The organism is Bradyrhizobium sp. LA6.1 (assembly GCF_040547805.1).
GTDB lineage: Bacteria > Pseudomonadota > Alphaproteobacteria > Rhizobiales > Xanthobacteraceae > Bradyrhizobium > Bradyrhizobium barranii.
In genome coordinates this window covers 85,803-101,306 of sequence record NZ_JBEPQK010000025.1, presented here as the reverse complement: position 1 = coordinate 101,306, position 15,504 = coordinate 85,803, and the positions used below count along the sequence as shown (strand labels likewise).

The window sequence follows — 15,504 nt, the reverse complement described above, 5'->3', positions numbered from 1 at the left end:
ACGTGCGACTGCGAGTCGTGATCGATGACTTCGAGGCAGTCTCGCACGGTGTGGGCGATAAAGACTCGGCGTGTCTTCGGGGCGAACGCGGCGTGATCGAAGTCGCTGTTCAAGCCGTTCGGTATGGCGATGACGCCATGCGTTTTCAGGGGCATGTGGTTCTCTAGAACGGGTGGAAGGACAAAGGCAGCGTCGATGCGATCAACGACGCACCCGCGAACAACAGCAGCGACACGCCCGACACAAATAAGCCCATCGCAAATCCGGAAAAACCGCTAACGAGGCCGCCGACGAGCGCTGCGAGAGCAAAGACGAAGAAAAGACCATCCATTGGTCGGGCCCCCAAACGCTTGGATGGACGTCCATCCGGCGGGAAGGCTTCGAATGCGCGGTTGCGCAAATGCGCTGCGCTGACACATGAGCGGCTCGCTCGTTGCGCTACGAAAGCACGCGCGTCCAACTCGATTTATGGTCAGGGAGGTGGTCGTCCATGCGCAATCTCCTCGAATACCGAGCATTGCGCAGAGCTTGGACGGAAGCCGTCTGTCGGGGAGTCTGCCCGTCCCCGGAACTTCAAGGTAACAGTACCGGATGAGCACGGCAAGGTGCACATCGTGATCCCGTGATCCCCAGACGCGTCGCACCGAGAGAATCTTCTGCGTGAAACTCGAACAAACTCGAAACCGTTCCGTTAGCTTCAAGGACCAAGCGAGGAGATTTCCATGAAGAGTTCAATACCGACTTCGACGCTCTCCACATTCGTAGGCGCACTCGCGTTTATGGCAATGACGGTACCGACGCAGGCACAAACTGCGGTGCAACCAGCGCAAACGCCCGCGCAGGCGGATCAGGCTCGCGAACAGGACCGGAACCGCGCCGCGAACGAGACGATCGGCCGAGACTGGAAGGCGCAGGAAGGCAATCGCGACAATGTTGGGTCCGTCGGCGCGGACAAGGATCATGAGACCGTCGGCCGCGACTGGCGTGCACATCCTGATCGTCTGGATCGCTGAGCTATCTCGGCAAGCCCGGCGATGGGCCTCGATGCGAGGCGCGCCCTCCGATAACTGACAGCGGAAAGCCGAAGGTCAGACCGGCCCGGACTTCGTTCACGGGGTGCCCGTTCGTTGACGCGTGACGGATGCCCACGTCGAAGCTGAGATTGTCGCTCACTCGGTAAATTAAGCCGACTAGGCCGGATACCGTCGCCATCTTGCCGAATTCATTTTCGTAGAAGACTTCCGCGACCGGACGGACTGTCCAGCTCGAGGGTCCCTCGAGGATCGCGCCAACGAAGACATCAGCGCGATGATCGCGGGTCAACGCGGTCTCGGCGTTGAGGTGGATCGTTCCCCAGTCCCAGCGTTGGGAGACAATGCCGGCCAAGCTTGCGCCCACACCCGAAGCGCCGGTACTGTCGGGCAACAGGACACCGAACTCGGTCGCAACGCTCGGGCCTGTCTTATCCTGGAGGCTTCCCGGCACCAGTACGTGCTTCAGGAACGCTCCCGCAGCGGTCACGTTCGTTGATCCAGATGGCGAAAGCGGCGTCTGACCAATGCCTTCGAGCACGGCCTCCCAATCAGCGGTCAAGCCATAGTTGATCACAGCGGCCGGTGCGATCAAGCTGGTGCCGCTCTCATCACGTAAGCGACCGGCAGGCTGTAGCTCGATTTCCACTTCGCCCTTCGCCGCGACCGCGGCATCGGTGCCATCGAACGGACGATACGCCGATACGGGCCGGGACCACATCATCAGGCACAGCGCGGCGACCCATGCCCCTCCAAGGCCCTTCGAGGTCCGTTGCGTAAGTCGATTGCGCATGGACATGCCGAACTCCCGGCTGCCAGCTTCTTCAGGGTACCGGCTTGAAAATCCAGATCGCAGCGGGTTCAGCCAAGCTCTCTCGGACGGCCACGATCAACCGATTCAACTCCGGAATGAATAGCGACGTTCGCGCGCCCGCTGCGGTCGGAACGCGCGAGATTCTCTGGTACGCCGTGCCGTTGGTTTCAAACACATCGACGTAACCTTCGCCGCAACTAACATACGTGCGGTTGCGCCTGGCATCGACGAAGAGATCGTCGACATCTCCACAGGTGTCGACGGTCGAGATCGATCTGCCGTCGGCTAGCTCCAGAACGCCGAGCGCCGGCGGATTGCGAAACGCCAAGAGGAGCCGATTTCGCTCGAGGTCGATAGCCATCGCATAGTTGCCGCCCTTGTCTACTGGCCAGTTCGCGACTTGCTTTCCGGACTTCCGGTCCACCACCGCCACGACGCGAGCATTGGGAAGGTTAACGAAAATTCGGCCGGAGTTCGGATCGAGTTGGAAGCTTTCCGGGTGCGCTTTCAGCGATGTGCTCTGGACCTTGTTGTGGGTCGTGGCATCGAGATATGCCAATGAGCCATCGCCATAGCCGACGATGACGCGTTGCGCAGCCGCATCGATGCGGATGTTGTCCGCGTCGCTGCCCAGCTCTATTTGCCCCCTCGCTTTATAGTCATTGCCGTCGAGGACTCGGACGGAGCCGTCCCCCGCATTGGCTACAAAAAGCATATCGGTAGACGGCTCATAGCCAACACCTTGAGGCTCGCTGAACCCGGATAGCGGGCGCATCACGCTCCGCGTGGCGAGATCGACGACACCGACACTGTCGTTGCCGAGCTCGGCGACAAACAATCGTTGTCGCTTCAGATCAACCGCCATGTGATCGATACGCCCACGCACGTGGCCGAGCGGGATCTTGGCCTCAAGTTGAAGGGGGCCGCCGTCTTCCGATTGAGCGGACGTCGCGGTACCGTCGAGCACAATGCCGGTCAGCACCACGACCAATAACCGAAACCAGCGGGACATCTGTGCTCCCTTGCGCTCACCTAGTGCACCGTCACCGAAGTCGGGTTGCAGCACCGGATAGGCGATCAGGCCGACCGACCGGCAGATTGCGATAGCCTCGAGCGCCTGCCCCTTGGTCGGCCACTTTTTGCCGTCGACGAGCTCGCGCTCCATTTGGCCGACCCGGGCCACGGGACCGCCGAAGCCGAGAAGCCAAGTCGAAGGAAATAGCGCACAAGCTCGCCCATCCTACCGCGCTCGATGCTCGTCGTTGTCGTCGTCATCACCTGTCACCATCACCGTGAAATGCGGGCTCCAAGATACCGTCGAGTGGTCCGCCAAGCCCGGTCGGCGTCAATTCGAAGTGTTTGCCGCTCTGCGTAACCCGATAGCAGCTATCTTCCGTTTCTTTGAGAAAGAGGCAGAGCTCATCCTTCTCAATACGCCATTTGCCGACCTGCTTCACACCCATCGAGTAACTCCGCAGTGTCCCATCGCCCTCATAGACGAACCGATAGTGAACCTCATCCGTAAGCTGCTTTCCCGTGAAGGCCTTGCGAATCTGCCCTCCGGTCAACGTCCGAAGGGTCTCGGCCGCGACAAAGCCATCGAGGGCGACCAAGCCGCCCACACCGGTAGCGAGTGCCGCGATGAGACACGTCGTAGCCAAGTTGCTCACCGGACCGCCCTCACTTTTTGCAGGACTTGAGACACATCTGGTACTCGGTCTTGCATGCCGGTCCCGCATAGTTCTTCATGCATGCGGCCCGCTGCTCGGCGCACACTTTGCAGGTCTGCGCCTGGACAGTTTGTCCGCCTGCAAACAGAGCAGCCAGCGCGAACAGCCCTGCAATTCGATTTCGCATTAGTGGTCTCCTCATCATGTGCTTCTCAGGTTTGCCTGGTGTACTGTTCGTACAGTCCGGCAGCGTTGTCCCACCGGATGGCTTCCATGTAGACGTCGACGTAGCGCGCTGCAGCTGCGCCGAAATCCATGTGATAGGCATGCTCATACATGTCGAGCACAAGGACCGGACGACCGCCGGCGAGCGTCGTCGTATGATCGGCGGCCCACTGGTTGACGAGCCGTCCGTCGCGGGGTGAGTAGGAAAGTATCACCCACCCCGAACCCCCGCCTTCCGCCTTACCCATCGCCGAAAACTCCGCTCGCCAGCGCGCCATGCTGCCGAAGTCCCGCGTGATCGCGTCGGCGAGAGCACCGCTGGGGCTCTCGGCGCCGCCGAGCCCGTCGAAGTAGACCTCATATAGGATCATCGAGTTGGACGCGATCAGCTCTTCACGCTTCAGACCGTTGATCACGAAATTCGGCGCCTGGGCGAAGTCCAGTTCGGCGAGCTGCGCCCCGATGGCGTTTAGCCGCTTGACGGCGCCGACGTAGTTGTTTTCGTAGTGACTGACGAGCACTTTTTCGGAGATGCCGCTGATCGATTTCGGATCGAACGGCATGGGTTTGGCTTGGTAGGGCATCTTCGAATCCTCCGTTCGCTCTTTGGCTCAGCTCTTCGTGCTGGCGGTCTTGTCGAGCGCCGCGCGCAGGCCTTCTGCGAGCTTGACCGCATCATCGTTCGCCCAGAAATGCATGAAGAAAAGCCGCGGTTGCTCGTCCAGCATGTGGCTATGCAGCGCCGTCACCTCGATGCCGTGCGTCCGCAGCGCCAGGATGACTGGATTGACCTCGTCGCTGGTCAGGACGAAATCGCCGGTGATGGCCGCCTTGCCTCCCCCCGTCGGCTGGAAATTGATGCCGATGGCGACGCCCATGGCGCCGACCGGGGTCAATGGCATGCCGTCCTCCGTGATCGGATCGCGCCGCTTCACGTTGTACTGGTAGACGCCTCCATTGGCCTGACCCTTAACGCCGATGATCTGGTCGAGCTTCGCCGTGTCGAGATCGACGGCGGGCGGCGGGCTCGCCGGCGCCGGGACGGTTAGCGGCGTCTTGCTTTCGGCCAGGGCGTCGTGGATGGCCGAGGCGAGCTTGAGGGGGTCTCCATGGCCGGCGACATGCATGTAGAAGGTCGCCGGACTCGCCCGCAGCAGGTGATTATGCACGGCGGTGATCTCGAGACCGCTCGCGATCATCTTCGCCATCACGGGATTGATCTCGGTTTCGAGCAGTACAAGGTCACCCATGACCATGGCACCGCCATGTGCGGGCTTGAACGCGACCCAGCCGCCCAGCGCCAGCGCCGGCTTGATCGTCACTCCGTCCAGAGTCACCGCGAGGTCTGTGCGCGGGAAACCGAAGCGGTGGACGTCGTCCGAGATGGCGGGCTTGCGGCCGAGCGTCTCATCGACCTTCTGCCAGTCGACGTTCTGCGCATGGGCCGCCGGGATGAACGGTCCCGAAGTCGGCGCTAGGATACAAGCGCCGATGCCGATCACTGCCAAGATTGCTATTCTCATCGCGATGTTCCTTGCTCAGTCTTTTTGTTCTTTGATCTGGCCGCTGCTGTCGACGACGAGCCGCACTTCCTTACCGTTCTTCACCGCCTTCGCGGTGGTGCCTTCCGCGGTCGACTTGATGTCGCTGACTTGCGAGTAGCCGGCCGCCTGAATCTTGGCGACGAGCTCTTCCTGAGTCAGGGCATGGGCAGGCGACAGCCCCGCCATCACCACCAGCAAGGTGGCTACCCGATATATCGTCAGTGTCCGCATGTTCGTTCTCCTGGTCATGTCCCAGCCCCAGGTGAAGTCGGTCTGTGCTGCCCCTAGATGACGCCCACCAAGCGCAACAGAACCCCCGTGATGCAGGAAGCGGCCAGAACGACGAGCATCCCGACCTTGAAGCGGAAAATGGCCGTGGCTGCCGCGAGCGACAGGGCGAGCGCCGGCCAGTCGATGCTGGTCAGCACCGGCGCGTCGAACGACAGCCCGAATTCGTGCACTGCGACCGTCTGTCGAAAGATCGTGTGGAGCGCGAACCAGATCGACAGATTGAGGATCACTCCGACGACGGCGGCGGTAATGGCCGAGAGCGCGCCGGCGAGCGCCTTGTTGCCCCGCAGCGCCTCGATGTACGGCGCCCCGACGAAGATCCAGAGGAAGCAGGGAGCGAACGTCACCCAGGTCGCCAGAAGTCCGCCGAGCGTTCCCGCCAGCATCGGCGACAACCCGCTCGCCTCGCGGAAGGCGGCGATGAAGCCCACGAACTGAACGACCATAATGAGAGGCCCGGGGGTCGTTTCCGCCATGCCGAGACCGTCGAGCATCTCCCGCGGGGTCACCCAGTGATAGTATTCGGCGGCCTGCTGCGCGACGTAGGCGAGCACGGCGTACGCTCCGCCGAACGTCACCATCGCCATCTTGCTGAAGAAGATCGCGATTTGGCTGAAGACGTCGTTCGGCCCCAGCGCGATGAGGATCGCGAAAACGGGAACGAGCCAGATCGCAAGCCAGGCGGCGCCCACTCGAAGCGTGCGCGCGGTATTTGGCGTGACGTGATCAGGCAACCCCTCGCCGAGCATGCTGTCGATCACGGCGGAGTTCTTGCCGCCATGTTCAAGCGCAGCGAACTCCGGCCGGCCAAGCCGGGCGCCGACGAAGCCGATGAGGCCGGCGGCGGCGATAATCAGCGGAAACGGCGCCCCGAAGAAGAAGATCGCGACGAAGGCGATAGCCGCCAGCGCAACCATGATCGGATTGCGGAGCGCGCGCTTGCCGACGCGGACCACGGCCTGGATCACGATGGCGAGCACCGCCGCCTTGAGGCCGAAGAACAACGCCTCGACGAATCCGACATTGCCGTAGGCGGCATAGATGTAGCTGAGCCCCATGATCGCGAAAATGCCGGGCAGGATAAACAGACCTCCCGCCACGATGCCGCCCGTGGTCCGGTGTAGCAGCCAGCCGATGTAGGTGGCGAGCTGCTGCGCCTCGGGACCCGGCAAAAGCATGCAGTAGTTCAGCGCATGAAGGAATCGGCTCTCTGAAATCCAGTTTTTCTCCTCGACCAGGATGCGATGCATGACCGCGATCTGGCCGGCCGGCCCTCCGAAGCTCAGGATCGCGACCCGCATCCAGACGAGAAGCGCCTCATTGAAGGAGATGCCGTGCGCGTGCTCCTGCGCGCCGACCTTCTGGTTTGCCGCGAAATCGGTCATTGCTTCACCTTGTTGGTCGGCCAGTTGTGGGTCTCCTTCGTCGCGTCGCGACACCATCTGTAGAACGCGTCGTAGAGGAGAAAGCCGGCATTCAACTGTTCGAGGTCGTCGTCGAACATGCGCGATAGACCGAGCGAGGCTGCGAGCAACCCGGGCGCCTCCGGAGAGAGATCGAGACGTCCGGTGTCGGCGGCGCGGACCATCGTCGCGAGCCGCTCCATCGGCGGCGTCGACAGACCGAACTCCTTGACCATCACGTCGAAGGTGCAGAGTTCTCCGCAATGGCTCCAGAACACGTTCTCGACGTCGAAAGGCGTGGCGTCGAAGCGTTCGGCCACGGCGTCCACCTCTGCAGGCGTCACGAACAGAAAAACGGCGGCGGGATCGACGAAACGGCGGATCAGCCATGGGCCGGCGACCCGGTCTATCTTCGGACGAGCTCGCGTGACCCACACCGTGCGATCTCGCCCGTCTCGTTTAGGGATCTTGCTGGCCGGAACAGTCGGATGGTTCGCTTCCTTCCAGCCGACGTGGCCGCCTTCGAGGACTTCGGCGGCGACGTTGCTGCACCGCAGCCATGCCGCGGTGCCTTCACTGAGCTTCTTGCCCTTGTGGCAGACCACGACCACCGATTTGCCCGTCAGGCGAGACGCCCAATCCTGAACGTCGAGGTGCGAGCGCCGCACGGCCCCCGGAATCAGTCGCGGGTCGGCCGAAAAGTCCTCGTCGATGCGAACGTCGACAAGCGTCGGCGCCGCCGCCGTACCTATCAGTCGAGACAATTTGTCGGGTGAAATCGTGGTGTATGATGATGACATGCTGCGCCCTTGGTGATCCAGGACGCGATACTTGGGCATGTCGCCTCGCGGGGAGATCGCACATCCCCGAGCCCCGAATAAAAGCCCAGACGGCCGGACTGTCAACCCGCGTCTTCGCGAGCGCTCCGAGAATCATCGAGACGACGTCACGAAGATTTCAATCCCTATCGGAACCACGATTCGGAACAGCCTGCTGGCACCATCGAGGCCATTCGACGGCTCGCCGCGGCGGACATCTTGAAACGTCCGGACGGATTCACGTAGAGTGTCTCCGAGGGGAAAAGCAGACTCCCCGTGAGACTTCGGTCCAAGCTCTGCGCAGCACGCAATTCGTGGAGCTCGCGCATGGACACCGAAAAACGACCCTCTCCCCGACGTACCGTCGCCATCCTCTCGCGAGGAGATGCCGTCGCGCGTCGAGATACTCCCCCGAAAATCAGCCGCTTTGTTGACGTATTCGAAGCGCTCGCCGCCGTCGGCGTCGATGCGCGTCCCACGATCTACGACGAGTGCTTTGCGGACGCCGTCCGGGAACAACTGCTCACAGTGGATGGAGTGCTCGTCTGGGTCAACCCCATTCAAGATGGCCGAAACCGCGCCGCTCTCGACGCCCTGCTGCGGGACGTCGCGGCGCATGGCGTCTGGGTCAGTGCCCATCCCGATGTCATCCTGAAGATGGGCACCAAGGAGGTTCTGTACCGTACCCGCTCGATGGGCTGGGGAAGCGACACGGCGCTGTATCAAACCGCTGCGGCGATGCGCGCCGAGTTACCGACGCGGCTCGCCGCCGGTCCGCGCGTGATCAAGCGCAACCGGGGCAATGGCGGCCAAGGCGTCTGGAAGGTCGAGAGTCTGCCGGCCTCCTCCACGATAAGGGTGCTGGACGCGACCAAGGACACGCCCGAGGAACTGTCGTTGGACGATTTTCTCCGTCGCTGCGCGGAGTATTTCGAGAACGGCAGCGTGATCGACCAACCGTTCCAGCCTCGCCTGAGCGAGGGCGTCGTGCGTTGCTACATGGCAGGCGATCGCTGCGCCGGCTTCGGCCACCACAAAGTCAAAGCCTTGGTCGATTCGCCGGCCGCGCGTTCCGAGGCTGGACCACGGCTCTATTCGTCCAACGCAGACCCGCGCTTCCAGCGGCTGCGTCGGTTGATGGAGGACGAGTGGACGCCGCAGCTAACCTCGTTGCTCGATATCGCGCAAGACGACTTGCCCATGATCTGGGACGCCGACTTCATGCTCGGCCCCGTCCAGGCTGATGGGAGCAACAGCTACGTGCTCGGTGAGATCAACGTCAGCTCGGTGCATCCTTACCCGGGCGAGGCGCCGGCGGAGATCGCGAGGCGAGTTGCCGACCGCTTGCAGCGCAAGCATTGACGCCATGCTGACGGTCAGCGGGCTCAAGCGCCTGCACATCTCCGTGTCATTCGACTTGCAGGACGGCGAATGCGTCGCCCTGCAAGGGCCTTCCGGGGTCGGGAAGACCTTGCTGCTTCGCTCCATCGCGGATCTCGATCCCAACGAGGGAACTGTCAAGCTGGACGGAGCGCTCAGGGAGGCGATGCCGGCCCCCGCCTGGCGAAAGCGAGTGACCTACCTCGCCGCCGAGCCTGGCTGGTGGTCGGACATCGTGCAGGAGCACTTCACGGTCTGGGATGATGCCCTACCCCTGGTCACGCGCTTAGGGCTACCGGACAACTGCGGACCTTGGCCGATCCAAAGACTTTCGACCGGCGAGAGACAGCGATTGGGGCTTGTGCGGGCGCTCATGCTGCGATCGCGCGTGCTTCTGCTGGACGAGCCAACCTCGGCGCTCGACTCTGCATCCGCTACGGCCGTGGAATCCTTGATAGCCGAACGCATTGCGGATGGAACGAGCGTCGTTTGGAGCACCCACGACAACGCTCAAGCCCGCCGCATCGGGGCGAGAATATTTGCGATGAGTGCCGATGGTAGCATCGTGGAAAATCGGCCGTGACCTACATCCAACTGGCATACGGTGATTTGGTGCTGCCCGCCCTCCTTGTCGTCATGGACGGCGCTCTCTCGCTTGTCCTCCGCCTCAAGCTTGAAAAACAACTGGCCATCGCGACCGTGCGGATGGTGCTTCAGCTCGTTCTCGTTGGATACGTGCTGACGTTCTTGTTTGCTGCGGTGTCGCCGCTCTGGACCGCCCTCGCCGCCTTCATCATGGTTCTCTTCGCCTCGCGGGAGATCGTCGCGCGGCAGAAGCGGCGCCTACCGGCCATTTGGAGCTACGGCTTGGGCGCGGGATGCACGCTGCTCGCCGCCGGTACCGTCACGATGTTTGCACTTTTGACCGAGCTGCGCCCGGATCCCTGGTATCACCCGCGCTATGCGCTGCCTTTGTTGGGCATGATCCTGGGCAACACCATGACCGGGATAAGCCTGGGTCTGGACGCACTGACAAATAGCCTGGTGCGCGAACGAGCCGCCGTAGAAGCTTGTCTCGCACTCGGCGGCACCCGGCATCAGGCCCTGCTGCCGGTCATACGGGACGCGTTGAGAAGCGGCTTCATGCCGATCATGAACAGCATGGCGGCGATCGGCCTTGTTTCCCTGCCGGGTATGATGACCGGCCAGATTCTTGCGGGCTTCGAACCAGTAGACGCTGTTAAATATCAGCTCTTAATCATGTTCTTGATCGCCGGTGGAACAGGATTGGGAACCCTCGCTGCTGTGATGGGAGGCGCTCGCCTGTTCACCGATCACCGACATCGATTACGCCTCGATCGAATTCCCGCTGAAAAGTCCGCTTAAAAGCGCCGGTCACTCTCCCCTGCCTATTTCGCTTCGCCGTAGGTGATTTGATCGAACAGCGTCACGCTGTCGGCTTTGGTCCACAGCCCGATCTTGCCGGCGCCGGCGAAGGTTGAATCCTCGACCTCGAACAGTTGTTTGCCGTTGAAGGAGACGCGGAAGCGCGAGCCGCTGAAGTCGATGCGCAGGCTGTGCCAGGTGTCGGCCGGAACCTTGACATCGGTTCCGTATCCTCCCTTGCGGCCGACGATGTCGAGCGGGCTTCGGACGCCGTTGACGGTCTTGTAGAGAACGACGTTGTCCTCGAGGGCATTGGCCCGGGTCACGTAGTAGTTGTTCGCGTCCTTTGCCCGCCAGACGATACCGGCGGCGCGGTCCTGCGATCCCGCGACGGCCTTGAATTTGATCTCGACAAAGCCGTCCTTGATGCTGCTGTCGTTCTTCAGCAGCAGCGGGTACGTCGCCCGGCCGGATTGCCTGAGCACCTTCGATTTCGACGGCGCCGTCTCGTCGCTTTCGACCGTCCATTTTGGGTCGCCCGATCCCGTGAGGGTCGAGGTCCACCCCTCGGGGGCGGCACCCGTCTGCGTGCTCTCGAAGCTGATCGCATGGTTTGACATGTCACTCACTCCAATGAAGAAAAGCATGGTTGCGATGATGGCGCTGCGGCGTTGAAGGTAAGGCATTGGGCGGGTACCCGCGCTATCGGACCGACCGGGTCACTCGAAGAGTTTCACCGGGCCCTTGATTGCCTTCCAGGCGTAATGTCCGCCCGCCATGTACCGGGCATCAAATCCCGCCTTGCGTAGTGCCGAAGCCGTCTGACACCCGATGTGGAAGCCGTAGACGCAGAACGTGACGACGGGTTCGGTCTTCGACAAGGTGCCGATCCAATCGTCGAGGCGTTCGGGGTCGCGCCATACGGCTCCGTCCATGATGTCCTGGGCTTTCGTGGTGTAGTGCTTCGGGCGCGTATCGATGATCTGAACCGGCGTCCCCGACTTCATCATCTCCCGCACTTCCTCGACGGAGATCGACGGTACGTCGGCAAACTCCTTTTGCTCGAGGGGCCGCGGTGGCGCGACCTTGCTGGCATCCTCGTAGCGCTGCTTCACGGCGGACCAATCGATGTTGCGCATGAAGGCGGCTACGTAGGCGCCGGCGTTCGCGCCGAACGCCAGGTGGAAGGCGTGCTCGTACATATCGAGGGCGAGGATCGGGACGCCGCCAGCGATGCTTTGACTGTGTTCCGACGCGATCTAATTGATGAGCCGACCGTCTCGCGGAACATAGGTCAGCAGCACCCAACCCGAGCCGCCGGCCAGCGCGGACGCGATGCTGACGAACTCCTGGCGCCAGCGATCCACCGATCCAAAATCCTTTGCGATCGCGCTTGCAAGGTCGTCCGGCACGACGCGTCCGTCGCCGCCGAGGCTTGCAAAATACAATTCGTGCAGAAGCGTCGAGTTGAGCGCGACAATCTCGTCGCGCTTCAGCCGGGCGAGAGTCGGGTTGGGAGCGTCACCGAGATCGAGGCGCTCAATCTCCTCGGAGATGGTGTTCAAGCGATTGAGGGCCCCGCCGTAGTTGTTTTCGTAGTGGCTTTCGATGAGGCGTGCGGAGATCCCGTTCAACGTCCAGGGACGACAATGAAGCGGTGCCAGTTGGTAGCGCATCGTAATTCTCCTTTTGGTCGTCTGGATTTTTCAACTAATGGATGGTTGATACTTCGAGGCTTTCGAACAGGGTCATGCTGTCGCCCTGGGTCCACAAGCCGACCTTCCCGGCAGGACCCGGAAACCTTCTGTCGTTCGCGACGAAAAGCTCCTTGCCGTCGAAAAATACCGTGAGGCGGTGCTCGTTGGCAGCGACACCGAGCGTATGCCGCGCCTCGCCCGACACGTTGACGTCCATGCCTCCGATAATTTCTCGCCGCCCGGCGGCGACGCGATACAGGATGACTTTGTTCTCGAGCGCGTCGGCGCGAACGGCCTAGTAGTCGCCAGGCGATCTGAACCGAACGACCAGGCCGGCCGCTTGGTCGTTCTTGCCGGTATTGGTCAGGAAGCGCGTCGACACGTAGACGTCACGTTCGGAGAAGGGCCGGTAAAAGGCGAACGCCAGACGGTTTTCATTTGGCTCGGGGCCGGTCTGCGCCAACCCACGACCGGCGTCGTTATCAACGACCGACCAATTGCCAGGGCCGCCGTCGCCTGAGGCGATGAAATCGAAATCGGCAAGCCGTTCTGCCATATCGAACATGATGGCATCGGCCGAACTGCGCGATGCCGTCGGTCCGCACGCAAACAAGAGCACGCAAATCGGCAGCAGGCAGAGGGAAGAGCACGTCTTCACGGCTTTGCGCCCCTGAAGGGAGGCGTTGCCGGCTCGGGGTGTGGTTTGCCACCCGACAGCCGAGGGTTCGTCGGACCTGGCCGACGCCATTGGTGGCGGAGCGACATCCGCAGACGTCCGCTCAGAAGCAGACCGCAAAAGAAAATCAATGGGAGGAATGGGAGGCCGGGTTTCGTCCATGTGTGCAATTCCTCGACAAGTCGAGCGATGCACAGTTCTTGGACCGAAGCCTCAAGGGGAGACTGCAATTCCCCTAAAGACGTCATAATTCAGCAAAGCGATAAATGCAACATAGCTGTTATCGCCAAAGATGTTCCTTATCACCGCTGCACGCAAAAGTTTGATGAGCACAAGCGGCGCTACCGCGCAGCATCTTCTATAATGATCAGTGAAAACAAATTTGAGAGAACGGTACGCGTGAATGTCCGATTTGCGCCAGAAGCGGCCCCTCGCAACTCCGAAGCGGCACCGCACCAGAAACGACGCCGAGCGCTGCGGCGACTTGTTCGAGATGACTCCTGAAACTAAGAGTGTCCGGCCGTTCTGATCGCACGGTTGCGTTCTGTCCTGAACCACAAATGTATGAGCATCCAGTCCTGCATTATTGTGCCCCGCGCAAGCGTCGAGGCCCAAGAGCGCGCTATCGCGCACGAAAGCGCCCAAAAATCGTAGGTTGGCGCACAAAATCGTACACATGGCGGAGAGAGTGTCAGTCAATCCCCATTGAAAGATAATGCATTTTCGATCTTCTTAGACCAAAACCCACCGTTTGAGCTACCGCCGGAAATGGAATTCCGCCTTCGACGAAAGTCTGTCCCGTCCAATGGACCGTCATCGACAACGCTGCCATCAGGCGACTAGCGCAAAAGGTGCGTCACTCGATCGGAGTACTCTCCGCAACGTCCGTCGCCGTTGCCAACAACGTTGGCGCTATACAAGGTTGGAGAGTCCATCACTTAGGCCGGCTTTGCGAAGTCCGTTGAGAAAATGATCCCGGTCGATGGGATCTCTATACCTATCGGCGCGCATCCGAGCGAGTTCGAGCGTGTTTAGGGGCAGAGCTTCACCATTCTCAGTCAATTCCAGATATCTCTCTCGAACGAATGCGTCCGCTTCGAAACTTGCTTCTCTCGGTCGATTTGTTTGCGCGTAGCACGCCGCAAGGAGCGCGCGCGACCAGCGGTCGCTCGATCGCGCTTCCCTGAGAACTTTGATCGCCTGTTCGTATTCGCGAGCCGAATAAAGAGCCAGCGCGTGGTACCAATGGTAGATATTGGGTGGAAATGGGTTTAGCCGTTTGGCCGATTTGATCCATGTAAGCGCTTCCTGCCAGTGCCCCCAGTAGATTAGAATATTTGCAAAAGCGGCGGCGACATCAGCGTCGTTCGGATTGAGCGCCAGAGCGCGTTTGAAATGAGTCTCGGCCTCTTGATCACGGTTTTGCAGGAAAAGAAGCTGTGCGAAGACGCTGTGCGACCAGGCGTCGTGCTCATCCAGATCGAGCGCGATCTCGATCTCGCTACGAGCCTCATCCAGCGAGGGCGCGGCGGGTGATTCCAGAAACGCGGCGCAGACTACCGTCCAGGCAATATTGGCGTGAGCGCGAGCATAGGCTGGATCGAGCCCTATGGCCTTCTGGAAGTAGCCTCGCGCCTCCTCCATGCTCCTGACGGTCAATTGACGCCATTTCTCGTTCCCCAATAGGACGAGATCGTAGGCCGTGATGTTCGAGGTCTGCTTGCCTCTCGCGATCTCGCGGCCCGCGTCCTCAAGCCGGCCGGGCAGCGCCGAAACGATCTTGCCTACGATTTCGTCCTGGATGGCGAATATGTCTTCGATCTCGCGGTCGTAGCGCTCGGTCCAAAGGGTGAAGCCGCTCGCAGCATCCAGAAGCTTGACGGTCACCCGCACCCGCTTCCCAATCCTGCGCGCGCTCCCTTCCGCTACATATCGCACGCCGAGTTGGCGGCCGACCTCTCTGATGTCGGACGACCTGGCCCGGTAAGCGAAGCTGGAATGGCGGGCCACGACGAGGAGGGACCGGAAACGCGATAATTCCGTAATGATGTCTTCTGTGATCCCGTCGGAAAAGTAGTCCTGCGCGGGATCGCCGCTCAAATTCAAGAATGGCAGCACGGCGATCGATGGTTTGTCGGAGGTCGCGGACAGGAGCCATGTTTGCCGGCTAGCATCGGACAAGTTGGTGGCCGGCGGGCCGACATAGCGGTAACCGCGACGCGGCAGCGTCTCGATCCAGGTACTGCCCCCTTCGACGGCTGCAAACGCCCGGCGCAGAGCCGCTATCTGCACGGTCAGATTGCTTTCCTCGATCGCCAGCCCCGGCCAGGCCGCCTCCATCAATGCGTCCTTGGCAACCGGCTTACCCGCCTTTTCCAGAAGCAGCCGAAGTAGCGCGACCGCTCGCCCTCCGAGAGCAACCGGCTCGGCCCCGCGAAACAGCGTGTCAGCGTCTGCCTCAAGACGAAATGGACCAAACGCGTAGATCGTCGCCATTGCCTAGAGACACCATTTTTAGCGAAATTTGCAACTTTTTCCGATCGGATTCAGGAAACGATTTGGCGCTCCG

18 protein-coding genes and 1 pseudogene are annotated in these 15,504 nt (G+C 61.3%); 4 read left to right on the top strand and 15 right to left on the bottom strand.

What is annotated here, in order from left to right; translation table 11 throughout:
• Nucleotides 1–163: 163 nt before the first annotated feature.
• Nucleotides 164–400 (bottom strand): hypothetical protein, encoded by a 237-nt coding sequence (locus ABIB99_RS39820; RefSeq protein WP_354121938.1) that lies wholly within the window; start codon nt 398–400, stop codon nt 164–166.
• Between the two features lie 385 nt (nt 401–785).
• Here ABIB99_RS39820 and ABIB99_RS39815 point away from each other — a divergent pair, with 385 nt between their 5' ends.
• Nucleotides 786–1,013: a hypothetical protein gene (locus ABIB99_RS39815; protein WP_354181141.1), complete on the top strand. Its 228-nt coding sequence runs from the start codon at nt 786–788 to the stop codon at nt 1,011–1,013.
• Between the two features lies 1 nt (nt 1,014).
• Here the strand turns inward: ABIB99_RS39815 and ABIB99_RS39810 are convergent, their stop codons facing one another.
• The 8 genes from ABIB99_RS39810 to ABIB99_RS39775 form a co-directional block, all read right to left on the bottom strand.
• Nucleotides 1,015–1,830, bottom strand: a complete 816-nt coding sequence (locus ABIB99_RS39810; protein WP_354121940.1) for a hypothetical protein — start codon at nt 1,828–1,830, stop codon at nt 1,015–1,017.
• 25 nt (nt 1,831–1,855) lie between these two features.
• The gene (locus ABIB99_RS39805; RefSeq protein ID WP_354181139.1) at nt 1,856–3,010 is read right to left on the bottom strand and encodes a YncE family protein; all 1,155 of its coding nucleotides are present in this window, start codon (nt 3,008–3,010) and stop codon (nt 1,856–1,858) included.
• Between the two features lie 109 nt (nt 3,011–3,119).
• A complete protein-coding gene (locus tag ABIB99_RS39800) occupies nt 3,120–3,515 on the bottom strand; it encodes a hypothetical protein (RefSeq protein WP_354121942.1) in 396 nt (131 codons plus the stop codon).
• A gap of 212 nt (nt 3,516–3,727) precedes the next feature.
• Complete coding sequence (locus ABIB99_RS39795) at nt 3,728–4,324, bottom strand: superoxide dismutase (protein ID WP_354121943.1); 597 nt, start codon at nt 4,322–4,324, stop codon at nt 3,728–3,730.
• A 27-nt stretch (nt 4,325–4,351) separates the two neighbouring features.
• Entirely contained in the window at nt 4,352–5,263 is a 912-nt protein-coding gene (locus ABIB99_RS39790) for a DUF1259 domain-containing protein (protein ID WP_354121944.1), read from the bottom strand.
• Between the two features lie 15 nt (nt 5,264–5,278).
• A complete protein-coding gene (locus ABIB99_RS39785; RefSeq protein ID WP_354121945.1) occupies nt 5,279–5,515 on the bottom strand; it encodes a PepSY domain-containing protein in 237 nt (78 codons plus the stop codon).
• A gap of 53 nt (nt 5,516–5,568) precedes the next feature.
• The gene (gene chrA, locus ABIB99_RS39780; protein ID WP_354121946.1) at nt 5,569–6,960 is read right to left on the bottom strand and encodes a chromate efflux transporter; all 1,392 of its coding nucleotides are present in this window, start codon (nt 6,958–6,960) and stop codon (nt 5,569–5,571) included.
• On the bottom strand, nt 6,957–7,778 hold the full coding sequence (locus ABIB99_RS39775) for a chromate resistance protein ChrB domain-containing protein (RefSeq protein ID WP_354181135.1): 822 nt from the start codon (nt 7,776–7,778) through the stop codon (nt 6,957–6,959). Before ABIB99_RS39775 ends, chrA begins: the two co-directional genes overlap by 4 nt.
• 345 nt (nt 7,779–8,123) lie before the next feature.
• Between ABIB99_RS39775 and ABIB99_RS39770 the strand changes: the two genes are divergently transcribed.
• From ABIB99_RS39770 to ABIB99_RS39760, 3 genes are read left to right on the top strand one after another with little or no spacing between them, the layout of a single operon-like run.
• Nucleotides 8,124–9,158: a Cj0069 family protein gene (locus ABIB99_RS39770; protein WP_354121948.1), complete on the top strand. Its 1,035-nt coding sequence runs from the start codon at nt 8,124–8,126 to the stop codon at nt 9,156–9,158.
• 4 nt (nt 9,159–9,162) lie between these two features.
• Nucleotides 9,163–9,759, top strand: a complete 597-nt coding sequence (locus ABIB99_RS39765) for an ABC transporter ATP-binding protein (RefSeq protein ID WP_354121949.1) — start codon at nt 9,163–9,165, stop codon at nt 9,757–9,759.
• Nucleotides 9,756–10,562 carry an ABC transporter permease gene (locus tag ABIB99_RS39760; RefSeq protein WP_354121950.1) on the top strand — a complete coding sequence of 269 codons (807 nt, stop codon included), beginning with the start codon at nt 9,756–9,758 and terminating at the stop codon, nt 10,560–10,562. The genes ABIB99_RS39765 and ABIB99_RS39760 overlap by 4 nt, the downstream gene beginning before the upstream one ends.
• A 23-nt stretch (nt 10,563–10,585) precedes the next feature.
• Here ABIB99_RS39760 and ABIB99_RS39755 read toward each other — a convergent pair whose 3' ends face one another.
• From ABIB99_RS39755 to ABIB99_RS39730, 6 genes and pseudogenes are all read right to left on the bottom strand, one after another.
• Entirely contained in the window at nt 10,586–11,182 is a 597-nt protein-coding gene (locus ABIB99_RS39755; protein WP_354121951.1) for a 3-keto-alpha-glucoside-1,2-lyase-like domain-containing protein, read from the bottom strand.
• Between the two features lie 99 nt (nt 11,183–11,281).
• The gene (locus ABIB99_RS39750; RefSeq protein WP_354121992.1) at nt 11,282–11,701 is read right to left on the bottom strand and encodes a thiosulfate sulfurtransferase GlpE; all 420 of its coding nucleotides are present in this window, start codon (nt 11,699–11,701) and stop codon (nt 11,282–11,284) included.
• Nucleotides 11,678–12,238: pseudogene (locus ABIB99_RS39745) on the bottom strand (superoxide dismutase); the annotation flags it as partial. The pseudogene ABIB99_RS39745 and the gene ABIB99_RS39750, both read right to left, overlap by 24 nt.
• Nucleotides 12,239–12,272: 34 nt before the next feature.
• Entirely contained in the window at nt 12,273–12,476 is a 204-nt protein-coding gene (locus tag ABIB99_RS39740) for a hypothetical protein (protein WP_354121952.1), read from the bottom strand.
• Nucleotides 12,477–12,554: 78 nt separating this feature from the next.
• Nucleotides 12,555–13,097, bottom strand: a complete 543-nt coding sequence (locus ABIB99_RS39735) for a hypothetical protein (protein WP_354122501.1) — start codon at nt 13,095–13,097, stop codon at nt 12,555–12,557.
• Between the two features lie 750 nt (nt 13,098–13,847).
• The gene (locus ABIB99_RS39730) at nt 13,848–15,431 is read right to left on the bottom strand and encodes a winged helix-turn-helix domain-containing tetratricopeptide repeat protein (RefSeq protein WP_354121954.1); all 1,584 of its coding nucleotides are present in this window, start codon (nt 15,429–15,431) and stop codon (nt 13,848–13,850) included.
• Nucleotides 15,432–15,504 lie beyond the last annotated feature (73 nt).